The following is a 19441-nucleotide window of genomic DNA, read 5'->3' as shown; positions in this document are numbered from 1 at the left end:
AGTCGGTCCAGTCGGTCCAGTCGGTCCAGTTGGCCCAGTCGGTCCAGTTGGCCCGGTAGGTACAGTCGGCCCCGTAGGTCCCGTAGGTCCAGTCGGCCCGGTCGGCCCAGTCGGAAGGGTAAACGGTGGTATCGGTGGTAATGTAGGTCCTACAAGATTAGGGTCAAATGCACTAGCTGATAAAGATTCATCGGGATTTAATCCATTTGAATAATTATTATTTGACATAAATTCACCTCCATAAAGCGTTCATTATATAGTAGATGCAAAACCGAAAGAAAATGACACGGACATTTGAATTATTGAAAAGAAATCTTAAACTACTTGAACAATTTAAAAAAATGGAAAGTTTAGTATATGTATAACATATGATTGATTTGGAAGAGGGTGATTATGTTGAACAAGCAAGGAATTACAATTAGTTTATGTATGATTGTTCGAGATGAGGAGGAGACAATAGCCCGTTGTTTAGAAACAGTTGAAAAAATTGTGGATGAAATTATAGTAGTTGATACAGGTTCCGTCGATCGAACGAAAGAAATCGTAGAGAAATACACTTCTAACATATATGATTTCCAGTGGATTGATGATTTTGCAGCAGCAAGAAATTTTTCTTTTTCAAAAGCGACGCAAGAGTATATATTGTGGCTAGATGCAGATGATGTCTTATTAGAAGATGCTCAAGAAGCATTGAAACTTTTAAAAAGAGAATTAGATCCTAAAATTGATGCTGTTTCGATGCCTTATCATCTTGCAATGGATTCTAACGGGAAACCTTTATATTGTACAAAAAGAAATCGACTTGTAAAGCGTGAAAAACAATTTCAATGGTTTGGAAAGGTTCATGAGTATTTAGCTATTTCTGGTGAGGTTTTTAGTAGTAATGTTGCTATTACACATAAAAAAGAAAAAAAAGTAACAAATCGTAATTTGAAAATTTTTCAAAATACTGTAGCGGCAGGTGAAGAATTAAGTCCGAGAGATTTATTTTATTACGCAAATGAATCTACGGATAACCAAAAATATGATGATGCAGTTCTTCTATATGAAACATTTCTTAATCAAGACGAAGGATGGTATGAAGAGAAAATTTATGCATGTGGTAAGTTAGGAGATTGCTATGCAAAGCTAGGAATGTGGGAGAAGGCAATCGAATCTTGTGTGAAGTCGTTTCGGTATGACGTCCCTAGAGGAGAGAATTGTACAAGAATAGGATATATATATATGGAACAAGAAAAATATAATGAAGCGATATTTTGGTTTAAACTTGCCACGGAAGTACCAATGGCAACGGAAAGTCCTTTCCATAGTCCAGCTAGCTACACATGGCTACCCTATTTACAAATGTGTATTTGTTATAGCAGGTTAGGGGAGCAGGATAAAGCGTATTATTACAATGAATTAGCAGCTTCTTATGTTCCGAATAATGCTGCAATTGAATATAACCGTAAATATTTTCGGGGAGTTTTTGATAAACCATATAAAGTGTAATAGGTTTCGTTTTTTAGAAATGATTTATCGCTATTCTAACTCTAATAGATTGGTTATATATTAGAGTATCAGTAACGTAACCAATATAAATAAAAGATTTTATACTGCTATTTGCGGGCTAATAATCATTGGGGGATGAACAAAATCTGCACTTTATAGAATTCATATGAGATTTATATTTCTAATTCAATTTGCATAAGGAGTGTGTGAAATGAATCGCGAAAAAAGTTCTTTATATGAAGAAAAATCCGAGCATTATTATAATGCAGCGAATCCGAATTTATTAAAGCATATAAAAAAGGAATGGAAAGAAGTTCTTGATATTGGTTGCTCGAGCGGTGCATTGGGAGCAGCTATTAAAGAAAACGGTACACGTGTATCAGGAATAGAGGCATTTCCAGAGGCGGCAGAAAAAGCGAAGGAAAGACTAGATCATGTTATTTTAGGGGATATAGAAAAAATAGATCTTCCTTATGAGGAGGGGCAATTTGATTGCGTCCTATTTGGGGATGTATTAGAGCATTTATTTGATCCGTGGGCTGTGATTGAAAAGGTTAAGCCATATATAAAGCAAAATGGTGTGATTTTAGCAAGTATACCAAACGTTGCTCATATTTCAGTATTAGCTCCCTTACTTGCTGGAAATTGGACGTATACAGAATATGGTTTATTAGATAAAACACATATTCGTTTCTTTACATTTAATGAAATGCTAAGAATGTTTTTAAAAGCAGGATATTCAATTAGTAAAGTAGATCGTGTATATGTTGATCATAAAATGTATGAGCCGCTTATTGAGGAGTTATATGGAATTTGTAAAAAATATCGTCTTGGAAGTGGCTTCATGGCTGAGACAGTTGTATTTCAGTATATTATTGAAGCTGAAAAATCACAATTATGAGTGCTGCAGACAAAACAATATTATTTGTTACATGCATAAATGATCGGAAATTGTATGCAAACTGCGTGCGACATATATTGCAATTGTTAGTACCGCCAGGGTATATTGTTCAATTTATGCCGATTCGAAATGCGAAAAGTATGACGAGTGGATACAATCAAGCCGTTTCGCATCCAGCGAAGTATAAAGTGTATTTACATCAAGATGTTTTTATTATAAATAGGGCTTTTTTATACGGATTACTTCAATTATTTGAGGAACATGAAAACCTTGGGATGATTGGGATGGTTGGAGCGCAATATGTTCCTCCGACTGGCGTATGGAACGAAGGGCGTGGAATTGTAGGAAAAGTCATTGGTTATATGAATGATTTGTTTTATATGGCAAGTTTAGAACAACCGTATCATGAATCAAAAACATTTATTCCTGTAGAATGTATTGATGGTTTATTAATGGCGACACAATATGATGTTCCGTGGCGAGAAGACTTATTTGACGGATTTGATTTTTATGATGTATCCCAATCATTTGAATTTAAAAAAGCAGGATATACAGTCGGTGTACCTGTACAGCGCGATGCTTGGTGTATCCATTATCATTTTGATGTGAATATGACGAACTATGAAAAGTATCGGAAAATATTTGTGGAACACTATATGTCAGATGTAAATAAGGAAGAATAAAAGGGGGGACAAAAATGAAAGATCATACAATATTAGTCGTTGTTTGTGTAAATAATGAGGAGCTTTTCAAACAATGTGAGAGCCAAATAAGAAACATTTTTGTTCCCCCAGGTTACACAGTACAAATTTTTCCGATACGAGATGCACAAAGTATGGCAAGTGCTTACAACCGAGCCCTTTCATATCCAGCGAAATACAAAGTGTATATACATCAAGATACATATCTTATTAATCGAGACATGTTTTCTACACTTATATCTCTGTTTAAAGAAAATGAAAAGCTTGGTTTAATAGGAGTTGCTGGGGCTCAGTTTTTACCGAATAACGGGATATGGTGGGAAGGGAAAAATTTAGTAGGGAAAGTGATTGAGTATAGAAGACGGAATTATCAATTATTAAATTTAGATCAGGTTTTTTATGGTAATCAACCATTTTTGTCAGTTCAGGCAATTGATGGTTTATTCATGGCAACGCAGTATGATATTCCGTGGCGAGAAGATTTGTTTCAAGGGTTTCACTTTTATGATGTGTCACAGTCTTTAGAGTTTCAAAGGGCTGGTTATTTAATCGGTATCCCAAATCAAGCAAATTTATGGTGTATTCACTACAACGGGGATGAGTTTGATGCGGATACATATGAGAAGTACCGGAAAGTGTTTGTAGAACATTACAAAGATATATTATCTCCATCATAAAGGAGAGATGCAAAGTGAAAGGAATTATTTTAGCAGGTGGTACTGGATCAAGATTATATCCAATAACGAAAGTAACGAATAAACATTTACTTCCTGTTGGTCGGTATCCGATGATTTATCATGCGGTATATAAGCTAAAACAATGCGATATTACAGATATTATGATTATTACAGGTAAAGAGCATATGGGGGATGTTGTTAGCTTTTTAGGGAGTGGTCATGAATTTGGAGTGTCCTTTACGTATCGTGTGCAAGATAAAGCGGGCGGGATCGCACAGGCGTTAGGACTTTGTGAAGATTTCGTCGGGAATGATCGTATGGTAGTTATATTAGGGGATAATATTTTTTCAGATGATATTCTTCCGTATGTTGAAGAGTTTGCAAACCAAAAAGAAGGTGCGAAAGTGCTATTGCAATCTGTAGAAGATCCCGAAAGATTTGGCGTAGCACATATTCAAAACCGAAAAATAGTTGAAATTGAAGAAAAGCCGAAAGAGCCGAAAAGTTCTTATGCGGTTACAGGAATTTATTTGTATGATTCGAAAGTCTTTTCTTATATTAAAGAATTAAAACCTTCTGCACGGGGAGAACTTGAAATTACAGATATAAATAATTGGTATTTAAAGCGAGGGGTACTTACTTATAATGAAATGAGCGGCTGGTGGACTGATGCGGGAACTCATGCTTCGCTTCAAAAGGCGAATACGTTAGCACGGGATATTAATTTTGGGAAACAGTTTAACGGAGAATAGGTGAGAATATGAAAGTTGTAGAAACAAATTTTACCGATGCAAAATTGTTAGAACCGAGGTTGTTTGGAGACGATCGTGGCTTTTTTTCAGAGAGCTATAATAAGCAGGTGCTAGAAACATTAGGGATAACGTATTCATTTGTACAGGATAACGTATCTTATTCGGCTAAGGCAGGAACGATTCGGGGACTACACTTTCAAAAAAATCCGAAAGCACAAACGAAACTCATTCAAGTTATGCAAGGGGCAATTTATGATGTTATCGTTGATTTACGAAAAAAATCACCGACATTTAAACAATGGAAAGGATATATTTTAAGTGCAGATAACCATCGGCAATTACTAGTGCCAAAAGGGTTTGCACATGGATTTTGCACGCTTGTCCCGCATACTATCGTTATGTATAAAGTAGATGAATATTATAGCGCAGAGCATGACTCAGGATTACTTTGGGAAGATAAAGATTTAGCAATTCCTTGGCCAGTAACCGATCCTATATTGTCCGATAAGGATCAGATATTACCATTACTAGAGGAATATGAAGATAGTTTTTAAGTAGGAGAGTTGTTTATGAATATATTAGTAACAGGTGGGGCTGGATTTATTGGAAGTAATTTCGTTCATTACATGCTACAAAGTTATGAAACATATAAAATTATTAATTACGATGCATTAACATATAGTGGGAATTTAAATAACGTAAAATCTCTTCAGGATCACCCGAATTACTCTTTTGTAAAAGGAGAAATTCAAAATGGAGAGCTATTAGAACACGTTATAAAAGAGCGAGACGTACAAGTGATTGTAAATTTTGCAGCTGAATCACATGTGGACCGTAGTATTGAAAATCCGATTCCTTTTTATGATACAAATGTAATTGGAACGGTCACTTTATTAGAACTAGTTAAAAAATATTCGCATATAAAACTTGTGCAAGTGTCAACGGATGAAGTGTATGGCTCTTTAGGAAAAACAGGGAAGTTTACAGAGAAAACACCGTTAGCTCCAAATAGTCCATATTCTTCAAGTAAGGCGAGCGCGGACATGATAGCTCTATCTTACTATAAAACATATCAATTACCGGTTATAGTAACGCGTTGTTCTAACAATTATGGACCGTACCAGTATCCTGAAAAATTAATTCCATTAATGGTTACGAATGCACTAGAAGGAAAAAAACTACCGCTATATGGTGATGGTTTAAATGTAAGAGATTGGTTACATGTAAAGGATCATTGCAGTGCGATTGATGTTGTTCTGCATAAGGGACGTGTAGGAGAAGTATATAATATAGGTGGAAATAATGAAAAAACAAATGTAGAAGTTGTGGAACAAATTATTACTCTTTTAGGAAAAACAAAAAAAGACATTGAATATGTTACAGATCGTTTAGGGCACGATCGTCGTTATGCGATTGATGCAGAGAAAATGAAGAATGAATTTGATTGGGAACCGAAATACACGTTTGAACAAGGATTACAAGAGACGGTGAAATGGTATGAAAAGAATAAGGAATGGTGGAAACCACTAAAAGATTAGTAAGGGGTATGTTAAATGAAAGAGAGGGTTATCATAACAGGAGCAAACGGTCAATTAGGAAAGCAACTATTTGAAGAGTTAGACTCTGAAGAATATGATATATATCCATTTGATAAAAAGTTATTAGATGTGACAAATATATCCCGAATACAACAAGTGGTACAAGAAATAAAACCACATATAATTATTCATTGTGCTGCCTATACGAAAGTAGATCATGCGGAGAAAGAACAGGATTTTGCGTATAGAATAAATGCAATCGGAGCTCGAAATGTAGCGGTTGCTTCACAATTAGTAGGGGCGAAGCTAGTTTATATTAGTACTGATTATGTATTTCAAGGTGCCAGACCAGATGGATACGACGAATTTCATAGTCCAGCGCCGATAAATATATATGGGGCCTCTAAGTATGCGGGGGAGCAGTTCGTCAAAGGGTTACATAATAAATATTTTATCGTTCGCACATCGTGGCTATATGGTAAATATGGAAATAATTTCGTGAAAACGATGATGCGATTAGGAAAAGAAAGAGATGAAATATCCGTTGTAGCGGATCAAGTTGGCTCTCCTACGTATGTGGCGGATTTAAATATGGTTATTAATAAGCTCATTCATACTTCTTTATACGGTACATACCACGTATCAAACAGTGGTTCATGCTCTTGGTTTGAATTTGCACAAAAGATATTTTCGTACGCCAATATGAAAGTGAATGTATTACCTGTTTCAACGGAAGAATTCGGGGCTGCAGCTGCGAGACCCAAATATTCTGTTTTTCAACATAACATGCTACGATTAAATGGTTTTTCACAAATGCCGTCTTGGGAAGAAGGATTAGAGCGGTTTTTTATAGAAACCAAAAGTCATTAACAAATTTCTGTTAATGACTTTTTTGTTTGCCTTTAAGCGGTTTTATGGTACTATAATTATAGTATCAGGTACTAATAACAAGTATAAGTATTTCTGGGAGGATATATCATGGAACTATTACAAGGGAAAACATTTGTTGTTATGGGCGTTGCGAACCAAAGAAGTATTGCATGGGGAATTGCTCGCTCTTTGCATAATGCAGGTGCAAAATTAATATTCACATATGCAGGAGAACGTTTAGAAAGAAACGTTCGTGAATTAGCGGACACATTAGAAGGACAAGAATCACTTGTATTACCTTGTGATGTAACGAATGATGAGGAACTTACAGCTTGCTTTGAAACAATTAAACAAGAAGTAGGTACTATTCACGGTGTAGCACATTGTATTGCTTTTGCAAATCGCGATGACTTAAAAGGTGAGTTTGTAGATACTTCTCGCGATGGATTTTTACTTGCACAAAATATTAGCGCATTCTCTTTAACAGCTGTAGCAAGAGAAGCAAAAAAAGTAATGACAGAAGGCGGAAATATTTTAACGTTAACATACCTTGGCGGCGAGCGTGTTGTGAAAAATTATAACGTTATGGGTGTTGCGAAAGCTTCATTAGAAGCGAGCGTGAAATATTTAGCGAACGATTTAGGTCAACACGGTATTCGTGTTAACGCTATTTCTGCAGGACCAATTCGTACGTTATCTGCAAAAGGTGTAGGCGATTTTAACTCAATCTTAAGAGAAATTGAGGAGCGCGCACCACTTCGTCGTACAACAACGCAAGAAGAAGTTGGCGATACAGCAGTATTCCTATTCAGTGATTTAGCACGCGGTGTAACAGGAGAAAACATTCACGTTGATTCAGGGTATCATATCCTAGGATAAATATAATATTAATTTTTAAAGGACAATCTCTAAATGCTGAGATTGTCCTTTTTATTTGTTCTGAGAAAGAACGATTTTTAACGAAAGTTCTTACTACGTAATGAATATAACTATAATAGTACACGATTTATTCAGCTACGTATGGAAGTGGGAGGGACGAGTGTGAAGAATAAAAATAAAAGTTCAACAGTTGGAAAACCGTTGTTATATATCACGCAAGTAAGTTTAGAACTTGCTGCACCGAAAATAAAAAGGATTATCTTAACAAACTTTGAAAATGAGGATCGAAAAGAGAGCAGTAATAGAAACGAAAATGCTGTAAGCAGTGCTGTGGAAGAGGTAATAGAACAAGAACAACAAGAAGAACAGCAAGTGGAAGAAAAAATAGAAGAAGAAAAAGAAGAACACATAGAACAAGAAGAGCAAGAACCAGAATCAGTAAGAACTGTCCCGTATAATAAATCATTTAAGGATATGAATAATGATGAAAAAATTCATTTTTTACTAAACCGCCCTCATTACATTCCGAAAGTAAGATGCAGAATAAAAACAGCTACAGTCTCATATGTTGGATCGATCATATCGTATCGTAATGGCATTGTATCTATTATGCCGCAAAATAGTATGAGAGATATTAGGTTGTCTATAGATGATATCCAATCGATTAGTATGGCCGGTTTTTAAATATGTAAAGGTGGTAGAAAGCTTCTACCACCCCAATAGTTTTTTAGTTTACTTTACGATAGAAACGTCGCGTAAGCATTGAATTGCACAGAAACAGCTTAAATCAACAGTAATGCAAGTAGTTGTAGATATTAATCTTGCATTTGGTACAGCTAAAAACGTACAAATTGGATCGTCACCAGGTGGTACCGGAGAACTGTCACCTAATACTACAGTTAATACACGTAATACAGCACAGCTATCGTCATCTACACTTTCCACACGGAAAATTGGAGAACGGCAGCTAGTAAGGCTTGCTGATGGTGCGAATGCTTCAAAAGGTTCTCCAGTTTTTGTGTATAAAATAAAAGGGCGTGTATTTGCTACTGATGCAGTATTATGTGCACCTAAAAATGGGATTTCACAACCAGATCCACATGTTGTTGTAGAACAATCTTGTAATTCATTGATGAATTTAACAACGTCAACTACACAATGAGAAGAGCCATGGTGTTTATTTTCGTTACAACTCATTAATGTCACTCCTTATCTTCTTGTTTGTATTTACATTAATAAGATATTGGAGTCGAGGAGATTTGGTCACAATCTCAAGACCTTTTTTTTTAAATAGGCGAAAGAGGATAAGGGAAGGTGGAATTATGCTGTTTACAAGCTGGCTTTTATTTTTTATTTTTGCGTTAGCTGCCTTTAGGCTCACTCGTTTAATTGTTTATGATAAAATTACAGCCTTTTTGCGAAGACCATTTATTGATGAATTAGAGATTACGGAGCCGGATGGAAGTGTATCAACGTTTACAAAAGTGAAAGGTAATGGATTAAGAAAGTGGATTGGCGAATTATTAAGCTGTTATTGGTGTACAGGTGTATGGGTTAGTGCTTTTTTATTAGTCTTATATAATTGGATCCCTATCGTTGCGGAACCGTTACTTGCATTATTAGCTATTGCAGGAGCAGCAGCCATCATTGAAACAATTACAGGATATTTTATGGGAGAATAATATATTTTCATAATACGAGAAAAAGCGGAGTTTAAAAGAATGAGGGAACGGAAATAAAGAGTTGTTCATATAGTAAATAGACAGAATTGACAGTAGAGGAGATGTTTGCTGTGAGCAATAATCCAAGGCAGAATTCATATGACCTGCAGCAGTGGTATCATATACAGCAACAACACCAAGCACAACAACAGGCATATCAAGAACAATTACAACAACAAGGATTTGTGAAGAAAAAGGGATGCAATTGCGGGAAAAAGAAGAACACAATAAAACAATATGAAGAATGAAACACTCATGCTACTGTGAGTGTTTTTTATTATGTATAAAAAGCGGTATTTCTGTATTAGAAATACCGCTTTTTACTAGCTAATTTGTGCAACTGTTAATGCTGCCGCACGGATGTCTACAGTTCCAATTAACTCAACTGGCACAATTTGAATTAAGTCACCAGGATTTAAGTTAATAAGAATAACACCACTGGATACATCTACTTCACCAGTACCAATAACGTTAGAACGAACTGCTGTACCTGATCCAGGAATAATGTTAGCTGGTGTATTTAATGATAAGAAGAAACGACCAGCTTCTGGTGCAGTAGGTACGTTATCAAGACTAATTGTTAATGTATAACTAATTTGATAAATACCAGCTCGCAGAATTCGAATGCCATCTCCGACACTTACTGTATCGTTGATTACAGGAACAGTAATATTTGGGTTTGGACTTACACTAGGTAATAGTAGTGGTGTAAATAGTGAAGCGAACTGAGGTGCAGAAGCATTGAAAGCAAAACCAAAGGCAGGTAGTGTACTAGCTGGCTTTGCCTCGCAATCGATTTTAGTAAATTCGCAATCAGAAGAGAACATGTTTTTCACTCCTTTATCTGTTTCTACTTTCAGTTAATGAAAAGGACAGGTTCTATGTTCTAGACAAGTTCCCAATTTTAAGAAATTTACATAAGAATACTCTTTAAGCATGGATTGGGTGGCAGAATTATCTGCCACCCAATCCATGCTTAACTCATTATTTAGTTTTAAATAGAAACATCACGTAAGCATTGAATAGCGCAGAAGCAACTTAAATCAACAGTAATGCAAGTGGAGGTTGATATTAGTCTTGCATTTGGTACAGCTAAAAACGTACAGATTGGGTCGTCACCAGGTGGTACAGCGGTACCATCACCTAAAACTACAGTTAATACACGCAATACAGCACAGTCATCATCATCTATACTTTCTACGCGGAAAATAGGAGATCGGCAGCTAGTAAGGCTTGAAGATGGTGCAAATGCTTCAAAAGGTTCTCCAGTTTTTGTGTATAAAATAAAAGGACGTGTATTCGCTACTGATGCATTGTTATGTGCACCTAAAAATGGAACTTCGCAACCAGATCCACATGTTGTCGTTGCACATTCTTGTAGTTCATGTATAAAACGAACAACATTCGATACACAGTTGAAATCACACTCATGTTGATGATCTTCATTACAATTGCAGCTCATTATGTTCACTCCTTCTCGTGAGTTCTGACATACACTATTACAATATGAGTGGGATATGGCTGATATTACGTTAATTCTCACGATAAAAACAAGGAATTTATATAGGAGGGATGTACATAACGTGATATAAAAAAAGACATCCTTATTTAGTGGATGTCTTTTCAGGTAAATCTTTTCGCACAGTATATAAAAAACGAGATATATCTAATTTCTTTCCTCTGAAAAATTGCGGAGAAGAAATGTAAAGTTCTTCTTTCGCACGTGTAATGGCGACATACAGTAACCGGCGTTCTTCTTCTAACGCTTCAGAAGTTTCCGTAACACGATCATTTGCATCTTTTAAAGAAGAAGTATGGGGCAGGATTCCATCACTCGCTCCAAGTAAAAAGACACATGGAAATTCAAGGCCTTTTGCGTTATGAATTGACATAAGTGAAACGGCATCTTTTTGCGGCATTGTTTTTAATGCTTCCATTTCTTTTTGACCTTGAATCGCCTCGTCGATAAATTGTAAATAAGCTGGAATATCGGTGAAACGAGTGGCAGACTCCAGTAATTCTTCCAACATTTCTTCTTGTATGTCTTTATGCATCGTAAAGGAAGAACGATCGTTACTTTGTAAGTACTCTAAATATTTTCCTTTACCATGAATGATTTCTTTTAATGCTTTTTTCGGTTCTAATTCTTTAATAAACTTAATAAAATCGATGCGCTCATTTACCTTTTTCACTTGAAAAGGTTTTAAGCTTGGATTTAATAGTAAGAAATGAAGAAGAGAAGGGAAGCGCCCCTCACCATATTTCCATTGTTCACGTTCAATAAATGAAATACAATCATCACGTCCGATATACATCGTCGGCAATATGTTTGAAAGTGATTCTAGTCGAAACGGCTCAATCACGAGTCTTAAATGATCTAATACAGGCTTAATTAAAGAATGTTCATAAAATGATTGGCTCGCTCCGTGTTTAATAAACGGGATTTTATGAATGGTAAGCTGATCAAGTAACGAACGACTTACAGAATGTGTGCGATACAGTAAACAAAAATCTTTAAAGTTACGTTCACCACTCTCTACTTTTTCTTGAATAAGCTGCAAAATTTGATTTGCTTCATCAAGAGTCGTAGCAGGTCTTGCATAAAAAGGTTGTACACCTTCCTCACGAACAGAGTATAGCTCTTTATCAAAACGTTCTTGATTTAATTTTATAACTTCATTTCCAAGCCCGACGATAAAGGGATTGGATCGATAATTCGTATTTAGTGCAATGATTGTTGTGTTATCAAATTCTTTTGGAAAAGATAAAATAATTTGGTGACTTGCTCCTCGCCAGCCGTATATCGCCTGGTCGTCATCACCTGCGATAAATAAATTATTTCTTGGCGTGGCTAACAATTTTACAATTTCATATTGTGCATAGGATGTATCTTGAAACTCATCTACTTCAATGTAGTGAAAACGTTGTTGTAATTGAGTTAGTAAAGGAGCATTATTTTCTAACATATAATATGTTTCCAATAAGATGTCATCGAAATCAATATAATTGTATCTTTGTTTTACCTCTTCAAAACGTTCGTATACTTCTTTAAATTCTTGTTCGACTGGTGTTTTTGCTTTTACATCTTTCGGACGATTTAATTTGTTTTTCTCAAGTGAAATCATCGCGAGCATCGTTTCCGCATCGTAATCGTCTTTTAAACGCAATTCTTTTAAAATTTTTTTTATCATAATTTGTTTATGTTTTTCATTTGCTAAAATTTGTTGATTATACCCTTGGCTACGAAGCAATTTTAAGAAAACAGAGTGGAATGTACCAGCAACTACGTAGCTACTTGCTGCATGATTCATACCCGGTAACTTCGCAACACGACTTCGTATTTCTTCAGCTGCTTTTTGTGTAAATGTAAGTAATAAAATATTTCGTGGATGAACTTGTTTTACATTTACTAAATAACCTACGCGAGTTGTTAAAACAGATGTTTTCCCGCTTCCGGCACCAGCTAGTGTAAGAACAGGACCTTCTGTTGTGCGCACGGCTTCTAATTGTTTTTCGTTTAAAAAAACATTTTGTTGCTCGAGAGCGCGGAAATAAGCCGCATCTACATCTTCTTCCATAATTAAATGGGTAGATGTTTTCGGAATATGATATGTCGCACGCGGAATATCAGCGTGTGTTAACGATTTTTGTGAAAATTTTTCTTGTGTCATATGTTCACCTTCAAAACTATAGCATCAACATTTAACTTTAGCGGAAGAAAAAGAAAATAGCAATGTAAAAAAACAGGAGGGGTCACCTCCTGTTTTCAAATTACAATTCTTTTATCATTACAACGTGCGGGATATTCGCTTCCATAAATACATCAGAACTTGTTACATATCCAAGTTTTTTATAGAAATCTTCAGCATGTGTTTGAGCGTGAAGTTTCAATTTTGGTAGCGAATTTTCTTTTGCATACGCTTCAAGAGAATCCATAACAATTTTTCCAATCCCTTTTTTGCGATGGGAATTTAGCACGCAAATGCGTTCCATTTTTCCGATACCATCAAGGATGCGAAAACGTCCAGCACCAACTGGAACATCATTGTCATATATAACAACGTGTGTTGAAGTTTCTTCAAACTCATCGTACTCTTCTTCAGCAGAGACACGTTGTTCATTTACAAACACTTGTTTACGTACAGAGAATGCATCTCTTAGTTGTTCGTCCGTTTGTACAATCTGTGCGTGCAAATTAGTTGTTCCCCTTTCCAAGACGGAATGTTTCGTGTACAGTCCATGTTCCATTTTCTAATTGATATAGAAGATGGAAACGATCAATTGGTTGTTCGTAATAGAAATCTTTCATACGTAATCGGCCCAACACATCAGCATGCTCTGCATCTGATAAGCCTTGTCCGATTGTTAAATGAGGTACGAAAGCATATTCGCGTTCTTGCGTGAATAACCCGCTATGCATTTCTTCATTTAAGAAAGTAAGTTCAGGTGTTTTTTCTACTTTAAAGTAAAGGACGTTATTAACAGGTGCGAATGAACCAACTTTCCCAACATGAAGGGTGAAAGGGTTCGTTTTACTTGCGATTGTATGTAACTCGTTTACAATCGACTCTAATTGTTCATCTTGCGCCTCAAAGGGTGTTTTCAATGTAATATGTGGCGGAACTAATGCGTAGTGCGGGTCATAACGTTTACGCAATCCGTTCGCTTTATCTTGAATCATTTTAGATGGAAAAATTACAATGCCTAATTTCATGTTCCAATTCCTCCCTTTGTAAGTCTAGTTAGATTTTGAGATAAATAAATCTCTTTATCTATTATATCAAATTATTCTGAATACTGCTCTCTATTATTTCATTGATAGAATATGAGAGAAGGCTTTAGGTAAATCAGTCTGCCAATATTTCCAAGTATGATTGCCTTCAAATTCCTCGTAATGCGTGATGAAGTTTCTATCTGTAAGAAGCGTATTTAACTCACGGTTCGGCCCTACGAAATCAGATACTTGTCCATCAGTACGCTTTACAGCCGTTTCTTCTGTACCGATGACGTGATACAGTTCTAACGCCTGTGGATCTTTGAATTCTTTTGCTAAGTTCATCACTGTCTCATCCACAAATGGTGATTGCATAACGACTTTACCGAATGTATGCGGATACATAAGTGCAGTCATAAAGGAAACTGTTCCGCCAAGAGAATCACCAATTAAAACACGACCTTTTCCCATTTGGTACGTTGGATAATTTTCATCAATATATGGTGCAAGTTCATGAGCAAGGAAACGAATATATGCAGCATTTTTTACTTCATTTGGGAAATATTTTTCTTTACGATCATGTACATTTTTATATGGAATACCGACAATAATTGTACGGTCAATTTCTTCGGTTTCACGAAGGCGCTCAATTACACGGTGCGCTTTACCGAGCTGAAAATAATCTCTACCATCTTGTGCAATTACAACTGTATGTTTGTGCAGTGGTGTGTAATTTACTGGTAAATAAACGAGAAGTGTAACATCTTCTTGAAGTGATGCGCTATAAAATGAAATTTCTTCAATTCTCCCTATTGTTTGACTCATGTAGATCCCCCTAAATAAAAATTTACTGTAACGATTGTAAGAGCGACGCTTGTAGTGAAAAGGAAAGAAATATTCACTAATTGGTGCCTTAATTTCTATTTTACCATAATGGTACGAAGAATCTAAAAAATTAGTATTTAAGTTGCGAAAGAAAACGGATATAATGAAGTGGGATTTTTGACAGGTGAGAGGGGAGACAGGATTTGAAACAAGAAAAATCAATCGCACTACCATTAGCAATTTCTATAATTGCCATTTCCTTTGCAGCAGTTTTTGTAAAGATGTCCTCAGCACCATCTTCAATATTAAGTATGTACCGCTTATGGATTATCGTACTTATTATGCTGCCTATCGTATGGAAAAAAAGAGAGGAATTTAATAGGATTCAAATGAAAGATTGGGGCTTTTTAATTGGATCTGGTTTCTTTTTAGCACTGCATTTTCTTTTATGGTTTGAATCTTTAAAGCATACAACAGTTGCTAGTTCAACAATTATTTTGGCACTTCAACCAATCGTATCTTTAGTTGGAGGTTTTTTTCTATTTAAAGAAAGAACAACATATTCAGCCATTGCAACGATGGGAATCGCTATTTTAGGAGTAATGTGCATTGGTTGGGGAGATTTAGGTTTAAGTAAGCAAGCAATTTATGGTGACATATTATCCTTTCTAAGTGTAATAGCGGTTGTCGGTTATTTATTTATCGGGCAAACGACAGTGAAGAAAGTATCGCACTGGATTTATAGCTTTACAGTCTTTGCGTTTGCAGGTCTTTTTATGGGGATTTATAATGTTATATTACAAGTACCCTTTACAGGTTATACGAAGTGGGATTGGACTGTTTTTCTTTTACTTGCGGTTGTGCCGACAGTGTCACATGTAATTAATAACTGGCTATTAAATTATGTAAATGCAACGACAATTTCAATGAGTATTTTAGGAGAACCTGTTGGAGCATCTATACTTGCGTTCTTCTTACTTGGAGAAAAATTAAATGCAATGCAAATGATCGGTAGCATGCTCGTATTGTTTGGTGTATCTGTTTTCTTAATGCAGCAACAAAAGCGAACAGCAAAAAATGTCGTAAACGAGCCGGTGTATACACAGGAATTATAGTGTTAGGAGAGAAAAGAGAAGTTATGATACTTCTCTTTTTGTTTTATAGAAATGCGGGCGTAGAAGGGGGAGGAAAATGGAAGAGATATTAAAGAAGTATATGAATAGATTTACAACACTAAGTGAAGAAGAGCAGCAAATGATCCTCAGTGAATTACAAATTGAAGAATATAAAAAAGGAACAGTGCTCCTAAGACAAGGAAATGTTCCATTAAAATGTTATTTTGTATTAAAAGGATGCGTTAGGCAACATAGTATAGATGAAGCAGGGAAAGAAGTTACATCAAATTTTTATACAGAAGAACAGGCAATTTCGAATTTCAACCATCATAAACAAGATAAATCTTCATCTTTTTTTATTAACCTTGTAAAAAGTAAAAACTAAAATATTGAAATCAAGTAAAAGAGTGGCTACGAAGCCACTCTTTTACTTTGGATTTGTCATATAAGGTTGTACATGAATGACACATAGGTCACGAAATTTGCCTTCAGCAGTTGTGACAATTACGACTGCTTTACCTGCACTTTTTCCAGTAATCGTCACGGTGTCACCTTTTGGATATATGGTGATGATATCAGAATTCATATTTGACCAAATAAGCTCTTTATTCGTTGCTTGTATTGGCAAAATGGAAGCAGATAACACAATGTTTTGTCCCGTTTTTATTTTTAATTTATGTTTTTCCATGTGAACACCGATGACTGAAATAACAGAAGGAGCAATTGAAATTTTAGGCGGGTTAGGTTGCATGTTTAAACAAGACGCAGAAGTATTTGTGATAGGTGAAAATTTTCGTGTTTGTTGTTGCTGGAAAGCTGCTAACATGTTGGAGTCCCCTTTCTGTATAAGTGCTGATACTCATACTATAAAGGAGTAGTGTTATGTTAAATTTAACGAAACATAAAGAATTTGTTAAATTTGATAAGAAGATTGTCGAACTGTAAAAAATCTCTGCTGTTACGATAACAGCAGAGATTTTTTTATAAATTATGACGATGTTGTTTTTCGAAATCCTCAAATTGCTCTTCAACTTCTTTTGAAGGTTGTGTTAGTAAACTAACAATTACGATGGCTAGTAAACTAATAGCGAAACCTGGAATCATTTCATATAAGAAATCTTTTAAGAATTTGAATTGAGTCCATATAATAACAGTAGCGGCACCAGAAATCATACCAGCAAGCGCGCCCCATTTCGTCATACGTTTCCAATATAAGCTTAATAAAATAGCAGGTCCGAATGAAGAACCAAACCCAGCCCAAGCGTATCCAACAAGAGCTAAAATCGTATCATTTTGTTTAAGCGCTAATGCACATCCAATTAAAGCGATAACAAGAACAGCCATACGACCGACAAATACAAGTTCTTTATCAGAAGCATCACGCTTAAAGAATGTTCTATATAAGTCTTCTGTTACTGCACTCGAAGTAACAAGAAGTTGAGAAGAAATTGTACTCATAATAGCTGCTAAAATAGCTGCTAATAAAAATCCAGTAATAAGTGGATGGAATAAAATAGTGCCAAGTTCAACGAAAATCGTTTCTGGATCAGAAAGTTTTAAACCTGCTTTTGAATAGTATGCAATACCGATAAGGCCAGTAAACATAGCTCCAGCAACAGAGAAAATCATCCAGCTCATACCAATACGTCGTGCACTTTTAATTTCTTTTACAGAAGAAATCGCCATAAAGCGTACGATAATATGAGGTTGTCCAACATAACCAAGTCCCCATGCGAATAATGAAATAATTCCTAATACAGAAGTACCTTTAAAAATATCTAATAATGCCGGATCGATAGATTTAATTGTTTCAAATGCTGGACCAAGTCCATTTACGTGCATAATTGTTACGACTGGAACAAGAATAAGAGCGACTACCATAATGATTCCTTGCACGAAGTCTGTCCAACTTACAGCTAAAAATCCACCAAATAATGTGTAAGCTACGACAACTCCACCAACGATAAGAAGACCAACATGGTAATTGAGTCCAAATGAATTTTCGAATAATACAGCACCAGAGACAAATCCTGAAGCTACATAAAACGTGAAAAATATCATAATAACAAGTCCAGATACTAAACGTAGCATATGGGATTTGTCGTGGAAACGGTGTTCCAAAAATTCTGGGATAGTAATAGAGTTATTTGCAATTTCAGAGTAGGTACGTAAGCGAGGAGCGACATAGATCCAGTTTGCATATGCGCCTAATGTTAGGCCAATCGCAATCCAGCTACTACTTAATCCAACGCTAAACATTGCACCGGGTAAGCCCATTAAAAGCCAACCACTCATATCAGCTGCTCCAGCACTTAATGCTGTTACTGCGGGGCCTAGTGTACGCCCGCCAAGCATATAATCTGTTAAGTTGGATGTTTGCTTATAAGCGAAATAGCCGATAATTAGCATCCCGAGCATGTAAATAGAGATAGAAGTTAAAATTAACATCTGCGTACTCATGTAGTTCCCCTTTCTTTTGTCATGTCTTTTGATGCGTTATGCATATTTATCCCGCATGAACGGGCAGTAAAATTCCCACCTTAAAATTGGATGGGCAAGGAAGTTAGGTGGGAGATCAACTGCCCGTAAATGCCCGATTAGTTCAACTAATAATAAGTGGGGGATGAACAAAACCCCTACTGATTAAAGTTTCACTTTATAATCTATCATGATTATTCTGAAAAATCCATATAGAAATATGAATTTTCAGAAATGTAAGCGTTTTTCGATGTCATTTTACTTTTTTAATATATAATATTCATACAAAAAACCTTATTTTTAATAGAGTATTTATTATATTTACATAAAAAGAGGTTGTTTTGTCAATATAATATTGAAAGGAAAGAAAAATAAAATTTTTGAAAAAGTATTGACTTGTGAAAAAAGTCAGGTCTATAATGAGTGCAACTTAAAAAAATGCAAGCGTTGATGAAGAAGAGTACACATGATGAACATGTCAGAGAGCTGATGGTTGGTGCGAATCAGTATGGAATTGATGTGGAATGGGCTTCGGAGCTTCCAAACCGAAACGAAAGAAGTAGGCTTTGGCGACATGATCTCATCGATACAAGAGACACGTATTGTTTTTGATACGGTAAAGTGCGTTACATTTGTAACGAATTAAGGTGGCACCACGGGAGTACCCGTCCTTTCTATAGGATGAGTACTCCCTTTTTGTGTATAAAAAATTAAATAAATGAAATCGTTTAAGTAAGAAGAGTACGTATATTGGAGACGTTACAGAGAGCCGGGAATAG

The 19441-nt window shown here is 35.7% G+C and carries 22 protein-coding genes, 2 pseudogenes and 2 other annotated features (1 of these 26 only partly in view); of the genes and pseudogenes, 14 read left to right on the top strand and 10 right to left on the bottom strand.

Features of this window, described 5'->3' with window-relative positions:
- Nucleotides 1-228 (bottom strand): annotated as a pseudogene (gene bclA, locus HMPREF2590_RS28525) (collagen-like protein BclA); the annotation flags it as partial.
- A 165-nt stretch (nt 229-393) separates the two neighbouring features.
- Between bclA and HMPREF2590_RS04225 the strand changes: the two are divergent.
- From HMPREF2590_RS04225 to HMPREF2590_RS04180, 10 genes are all read left to right on the top strand, one after another.
- Nucleotides 394-1491: a glycosyltransferase gene (locus HMPREF2590_RS04225; RefSeq protein WP_000932913.1), complete on the top strand. Its 1098-nt coding sequence runs from the start codon at nt 394-396 to the stop codon at nt 1489-1491.
- A gap of 211 nt (nt 1492-1702) precedes the next feature.
- The gene (locus tag HMPREF2590_RS04220) at nt 1703-2392 is read left to right on the top strand and encodes a class I SAM-dependent methyltransferase (RefSeq protein ID WP_001078432.1); all 690 of its coding nucleotides are present in this window, start codon (nt 1703-1705) and stop codon (nt 2390-2392) included.
- Nucleotides 2389-3075, top strand: coding sequence for a glycosyltransferase family protein (locus tag HMPREF2590_RS04215; RefSeq protein WP_001271191.1), 687 nt, complete (start codon nt 2389-2391; stop codon nt 3073-3075). The genes HMPREF2590_RS04220 and HMPREF2590_RS04215 overlap by 4 nt, the downstream gene beginning before the upstream one ends.
- 14 nt (nt 3076-3089) lie before the next feature.
- The gene (locus HMPREF2590_RS04210) at nt 3090-3770 is read left to right on the top strand and encodes a glycosyltransferase family protein (protein ID WP_000651520.1); all 681 of its coding nucleotides are present in this window, start codon (nt 3090-3092) and stop codon (nt 3768-3770) included.
- A 14-nt stretch (nt 3771-3784) separates the two neighbouring features.
- Nucleotides 3785-4522, top strand: a complete 738-nt coding sequence (locus tag HMPREF2590_RS04205; protein ID WP_000676160.1) for a sugar phosphate nucleotidyltransferase — start codon at nt 3785-3787, stop codon at nt 4520-4522.
- Between the two features lie 8 nt (nt 4523-4530).
- Complete coding sequence (rfbC, locus tag HMPREF2590_RS04200; protein WP_000869413.1) at nt 4531-5076, top strand: dTDP-4-dehydrorhamnose 3,5-epimerase; 546 nt, start codon at nt 4531-4533, stop codon at nt 5074-5076.
- A 15-nt stretch (nt 5077-5091) separates the two neighbouring features.
- Complete coding sequence (gene rfbB, locus HMPREF2590_RS04195) at nt 5092-6060, top strand: dTDP-glucose 4,6-dehydratase (RefSeq protein WP_001024169.1); 969 nt, start codon at nt 5092-5094, stop codon at nt 6058-6060.
- Between the two features lie 15 nt (nt 6061-6075).
- Nucleotides 6076-6930, top strand: coding sequence for a dTDP-4-dehydrorhamnose reductase (rfbD, locus tag HMPREF2590_RS04190; protein WP_000664649.1), 855 nt, complete (start codon nt 6076-6078; stop codon nt 6928-6930).
- Between the two features lie 108 nt (nt 6931-7038).
- On the top strand, nt 7039-7809 hold the full coding sequence (fabI, locus tag HMPREF2590_RS04185) for an enoyl-ACP reductase FabI (RefSeq protein ID WP_000421886.1): 771 nt from the start codon (nt 7039-7041) through the stop codon (nt 7807-7809).
- A 141-nt stretch (nt 7810-7950) separates the two neighbouring features.
- The gene (locus HMPREF2590_RS04180; RefSeq protein ID WP_002004649.1) at nt 7951-8493 is read left to right on the top strand and encodes a spore coat CotO family protein; all 543 of its coding nucleotides are present in this window, start codon (nt 7951-7953) and stop codon (nt 8491-8493) included.
- 48 nt (nt 8494-8541) lie between these two features.
- On the opposite strand, the gene exsY is transcribed toward HMPREF2590_RS04180, so the two are convergent.
- Nucleotides 8542-9006, bottom strand: a complete 465-nt coding sequence (gene exsY / locus HMPREF2590_RS04175; RefSeq protein ID WP_001277740.1) for an exosporium assembly protein ExsY — start codon at nt 9004-9006, stop codon at nt 8542-8544.
- A gap of 125 nt (nt 9007-9131) precedes the next feature.
- On the opposite strand from exsY, the gene HMPREF2590_RS04170 reads away from it, so the two are divergent.
- Nucleotides 9132-9491 carry a DUF1360 domain-containing protein gene (locus HMPREF2590_RS04170; RefSeq protein ID WP_000899664.1) on the top strand — a complete coding sequence of 120 codons (360 nt, stop codon included), beginning with the start codon at nt 9132-9134 and terminating at the stop codon, nt 9489-9491.
- A gap of 101 nt (nt 9492-9592) precedes the next feature.
- Nucleotides 9593-9778 (top strand): hypothetical protein, encoded by a 186-nt coding sequence (locus HMPREF2590_RS04165; RefSeq protein WP_029948404.1) that lies wholly within the window; start codon nt 9593-9595, stop codon nt 9776-9778.
- A 75-nt stretch (nt 9779-9853) separates the two neighbouring features.
- Here the strand turns inward: HMPREF2590_RS04165 and exsF are convergent, their stop codons facing one another.
- From exsF to HMPREF2590_RS04135, 6 genes are all read right to left on the bottom strand, one after another.
- Complete coding sequence (gene exsF / locus HMPREF2590_RS04160; RefSeq protein ID WP_000492942.1) at nt 9854-10357, bottom strand: exosporium protein ExsF; 504 nt, start codon at nt 10355-10357, stop codon at nt 9854-9856.
- A 167-nt stretch (nt 10358-10524) separates the two neighbouring features.
- Nucleotides 10525-10992, bottom strand: coding sequence for a spore coat protein CotY (cotY, locus tag HMPREF2590_RS04155; protein ID WP_001277719.1), 468 nt, complete (start codon nt 10990-10992; stop codon nt 10525-10527).
- Between the two features lie 142 nt (nt 10993-11134).
- The gene (locus tag HMPREF2590_RS04150; RefSeq protein ID WP_000191203.1) at nt 11135-13201 is read right to left on the bottom strand and encodes an ATP-dependent helicase; all 2067 of its coding nucleotides are present in this window, start codon (nt 13199-13201) and stop codon (nt 11135-11137) included.
- A 100-nt stretch (nt 13202-13301) separates the two neighbouring features.
- Nucleotides 13302-13724: a GNAT family N-acetyltransferase gene (locus HMPREF2590_RS04145; RefSeq protein ID WP_000543295.1), complete on the bottom strand. Its 423-nt coding sequence runs from the start codon at nt 13722-13724 to the stop codon at nt 13302-13304.
- 1 nt (nt 13725) lies between these two features.
- Nucleotides 13726-14244, bottom strand: a complete 519-nt coding sequence (locus tag HMPREF2590_RS04140) for a YjcG family protein (protein ID WP_000765863.1) — start codon at nt 14242-14244, stop codon at nt 13726-13728.
- A 93-nt stretch (nt 14245-14337) separates the two neighbouring features.
- The gene (locus HMPREF2590_RS04135) at nt 14338-15069 is read right to left on the bottom strand and encodes an alpha/beta hydrolase (protein ID WP_000084013.1); all 732 of its coding nucleotides are present in this window, start codon (nt 15067-15069) and stop codon (nt 14338-14340) included.
- Nucleotides 15070-15272: 203 nt separating this feature from the next.
- On the opposite strand from HMPREF2590_RS04135, the gene HMPREF2590_RS04130 reads away from it, so the two are divergent.
- Together HMPREF2590_RS04130 and HMPREF2590_RS04125 are read left to right on the top strand one after the other, a co-directional pair.
- Nucleotides 15273-16184 (top strand): DMT family transporter, encoded by a 912-nt coding sequence (locus HMPREF2590_RS04130; RefSeq protein WP_000806941.1) that lies wholly within the window; start codon nt 15273-15275, stop codon nt 16182-16184.
- Nucleotides 16185-16260: 76 nt separating this feature from the next.
- A pseudogene (locus HMPREF2590_RS04125) lies at nt 16261-16533 on the top strand (Crp/Fnr family transcriptional regulator); the annotation flags it as partial.
- Nucleotides 16534-16611: 78 nt separating this feature from the next.
- Here the strand turns inward: HMPREF2590_RS04125 and HMPREF2590_RS04120 are convergent.
- Together HMPREF2590_RS04120 and putP are read right to left on the bottom strand one after the other, a co-directional pair.
- The gene (locus HMPREF2590_RS04120) at nt 16612-17010 is read right to left on the bottom strand and encodes an Ig-like domain-containing protein (RefSeq protein WP_000878734.1); all 399 of its coding nucleotides are present in this window, start codon (nt 17008-17010) and stop codon (nt 16612-16614) included.
- A gap of 155 nt (nt 17011-17165) precedes the next feature.
- A complete protein-coding gene (gene putP, locus HMPREF2590_RS04115; protein ID WP_000107188.1) occupies nt 17166-18644 on the bottom strand; it encodes a sodium/proline symporter PutP in 1479 nt (492 codons plus the stop codon).
- 456 nt (nt 18645-19100) lie between these two features.
- Nucleotides 19101-19338 (top strand) — a binding site (T-box leader).
- 42 nt (nt 19339-19380) lie between these two features.
- Nucleotides 19381-19441 (top strand) — a binding site (T-box leader) (it continues 184 nt past the right edge of the window).

Source organism: Bacillus sp. HMSC036E02 (assembly GCF_001836235.1).
In the GTDB taxonomy this organism is placed as follows: domain Bacteria; phylum Bacillota; class Bacilli; order Bacillales; family Bacillaceae_G; genus Bacillus_A; species Bacillus_A cereus.
The sequence above is the reverse complement of the archived record's forward strand: the minus strand, read 5'-3'. Positions and strand labels throughout refer to the sequence as shown.

Coding starts and splice junctions, on each gene's coding strand:
- HMPREF2590_RS04225 (WP_000932913.1), top strand. CDS start 394: ATGTTGAACAAGCAAGGAATTACAATTAGTTTATGTATGATTGTTCGA.
- HMPREF2590_RS04220 (WP_001078432.1), top strand. CDS start 1,703: ATGAATCGCGAAAAAAGTTCTTTATATGAAGAAAAATCCGAGCATTAT.
- HMPREF2590_RS04215 (WP_001271191.1), top strand. CDS start 2,389: ATGAGTGCTGCAGACAAAACAATATTATTTGTTACATGCATAAATGAT.
- HMPREF2590_RS04210 (WP_000651520.1), top strand. CDS start 3,090: ATGAAAGATCATACAATATTAGTCGTTGTTTGTGTAAATAATGAGGAG.
- rfbC (WP_000869413.1), top strand. CDS start 4,531: ATGAAAGTTGTAGAAACAAATTTTACCGATGCAAAATTGTTAGAACCG.
- rfbB (WP_001024169.1), top strand. CDS start 5,092: ATGAATATATTAGTAACAGGTGGGGCTGGATTTATTGGAAGTAATTTC.
- rfbD (WP_000664649.1), top strand. CDS start 6,076: ATGAAAGAGAGGGTTATCATAACAGGAGCAAACGGTCAATTAGGAAAG.
- fabI (WP_000421886.1), top strand. CDS start 7,039: ATGGAACTATTACAAGGGAAAACATTTGTTGTTATGGGCGTTGCGAAC.
- HMPREF2590_RS04180 (WP_002004649.1), top strand. CDS start 7,951: ATGGAAGTGGGAGGGACGAGTGTGAAGAATAAAAATAAAAGTTCAACA.
- exsY (WP_001277740.1), bottom strand. CDS start 9,006: ATGAGTTGTAACGAAAATAAACACCATGGCTCTTCTCATTGTGTAGTT.
- HMPREF2590_RS04170 (WP_000899664.1), top strand. CDS start 9,132: ATGCTGTTTACAAGCTGGCTTTTATTTTTTATTTTTGCGTTAGCTGCC.
- HMPREF2590_RS04165 (WP_029948404.1), top strand. CDS start 9,593: ATGTTTGCTGTGAGCAATAATCCAAGGCAGAATTCATATGACCTGCAG.
- exsF (WP_000492942.1), bottom strand. CDS start 10,357: ATGTTCTCTTCTGATTGCGAATTTACTAAAATCGATTGCGAGGCAAAG.
- cotY (WP_001277719.1), bottom strand. CDS start 10,992: ATGAGCTGCAATTGTAATGAAGATCATCAACATGAGTGTGATTTCAAC.
- HMPREF2590_RS04150 (WP_000191203.1), bottom strand. CDS start 13,201: ATGACACAAGAAAAATTTTCACAAAAATCGTTAACACACGCTGATATT.
- HMPREF2590_RS04140 (WP_000765863.1), bottom strand. CDS start 14,244: ATGAAATTAGGCATTGTAATTTTTCCATCTAAAATGATTCAAGATAAA.
- HMPREF2590_RS04135 (WP_000084013.1), bottom strand. CDS start 15,069: ATGAGTCAAACAATAGGGAGAATTGAAGAAATTTCATTTTATAGCGCA.
- HMPREF2590_RS04120 (WP_000878734.1), bottom strand. CDS start 17,010: ATGTTAGCAGCTTTCCAGCAACAACAAACACGAAAATTTTCACCTATC.
- putP (WP_000107188.1), bottom strand. CDS start 18,644: ATGAGTACGCAGATGTTAATTTTAACTTCTATCTCTATTTACATGCTC.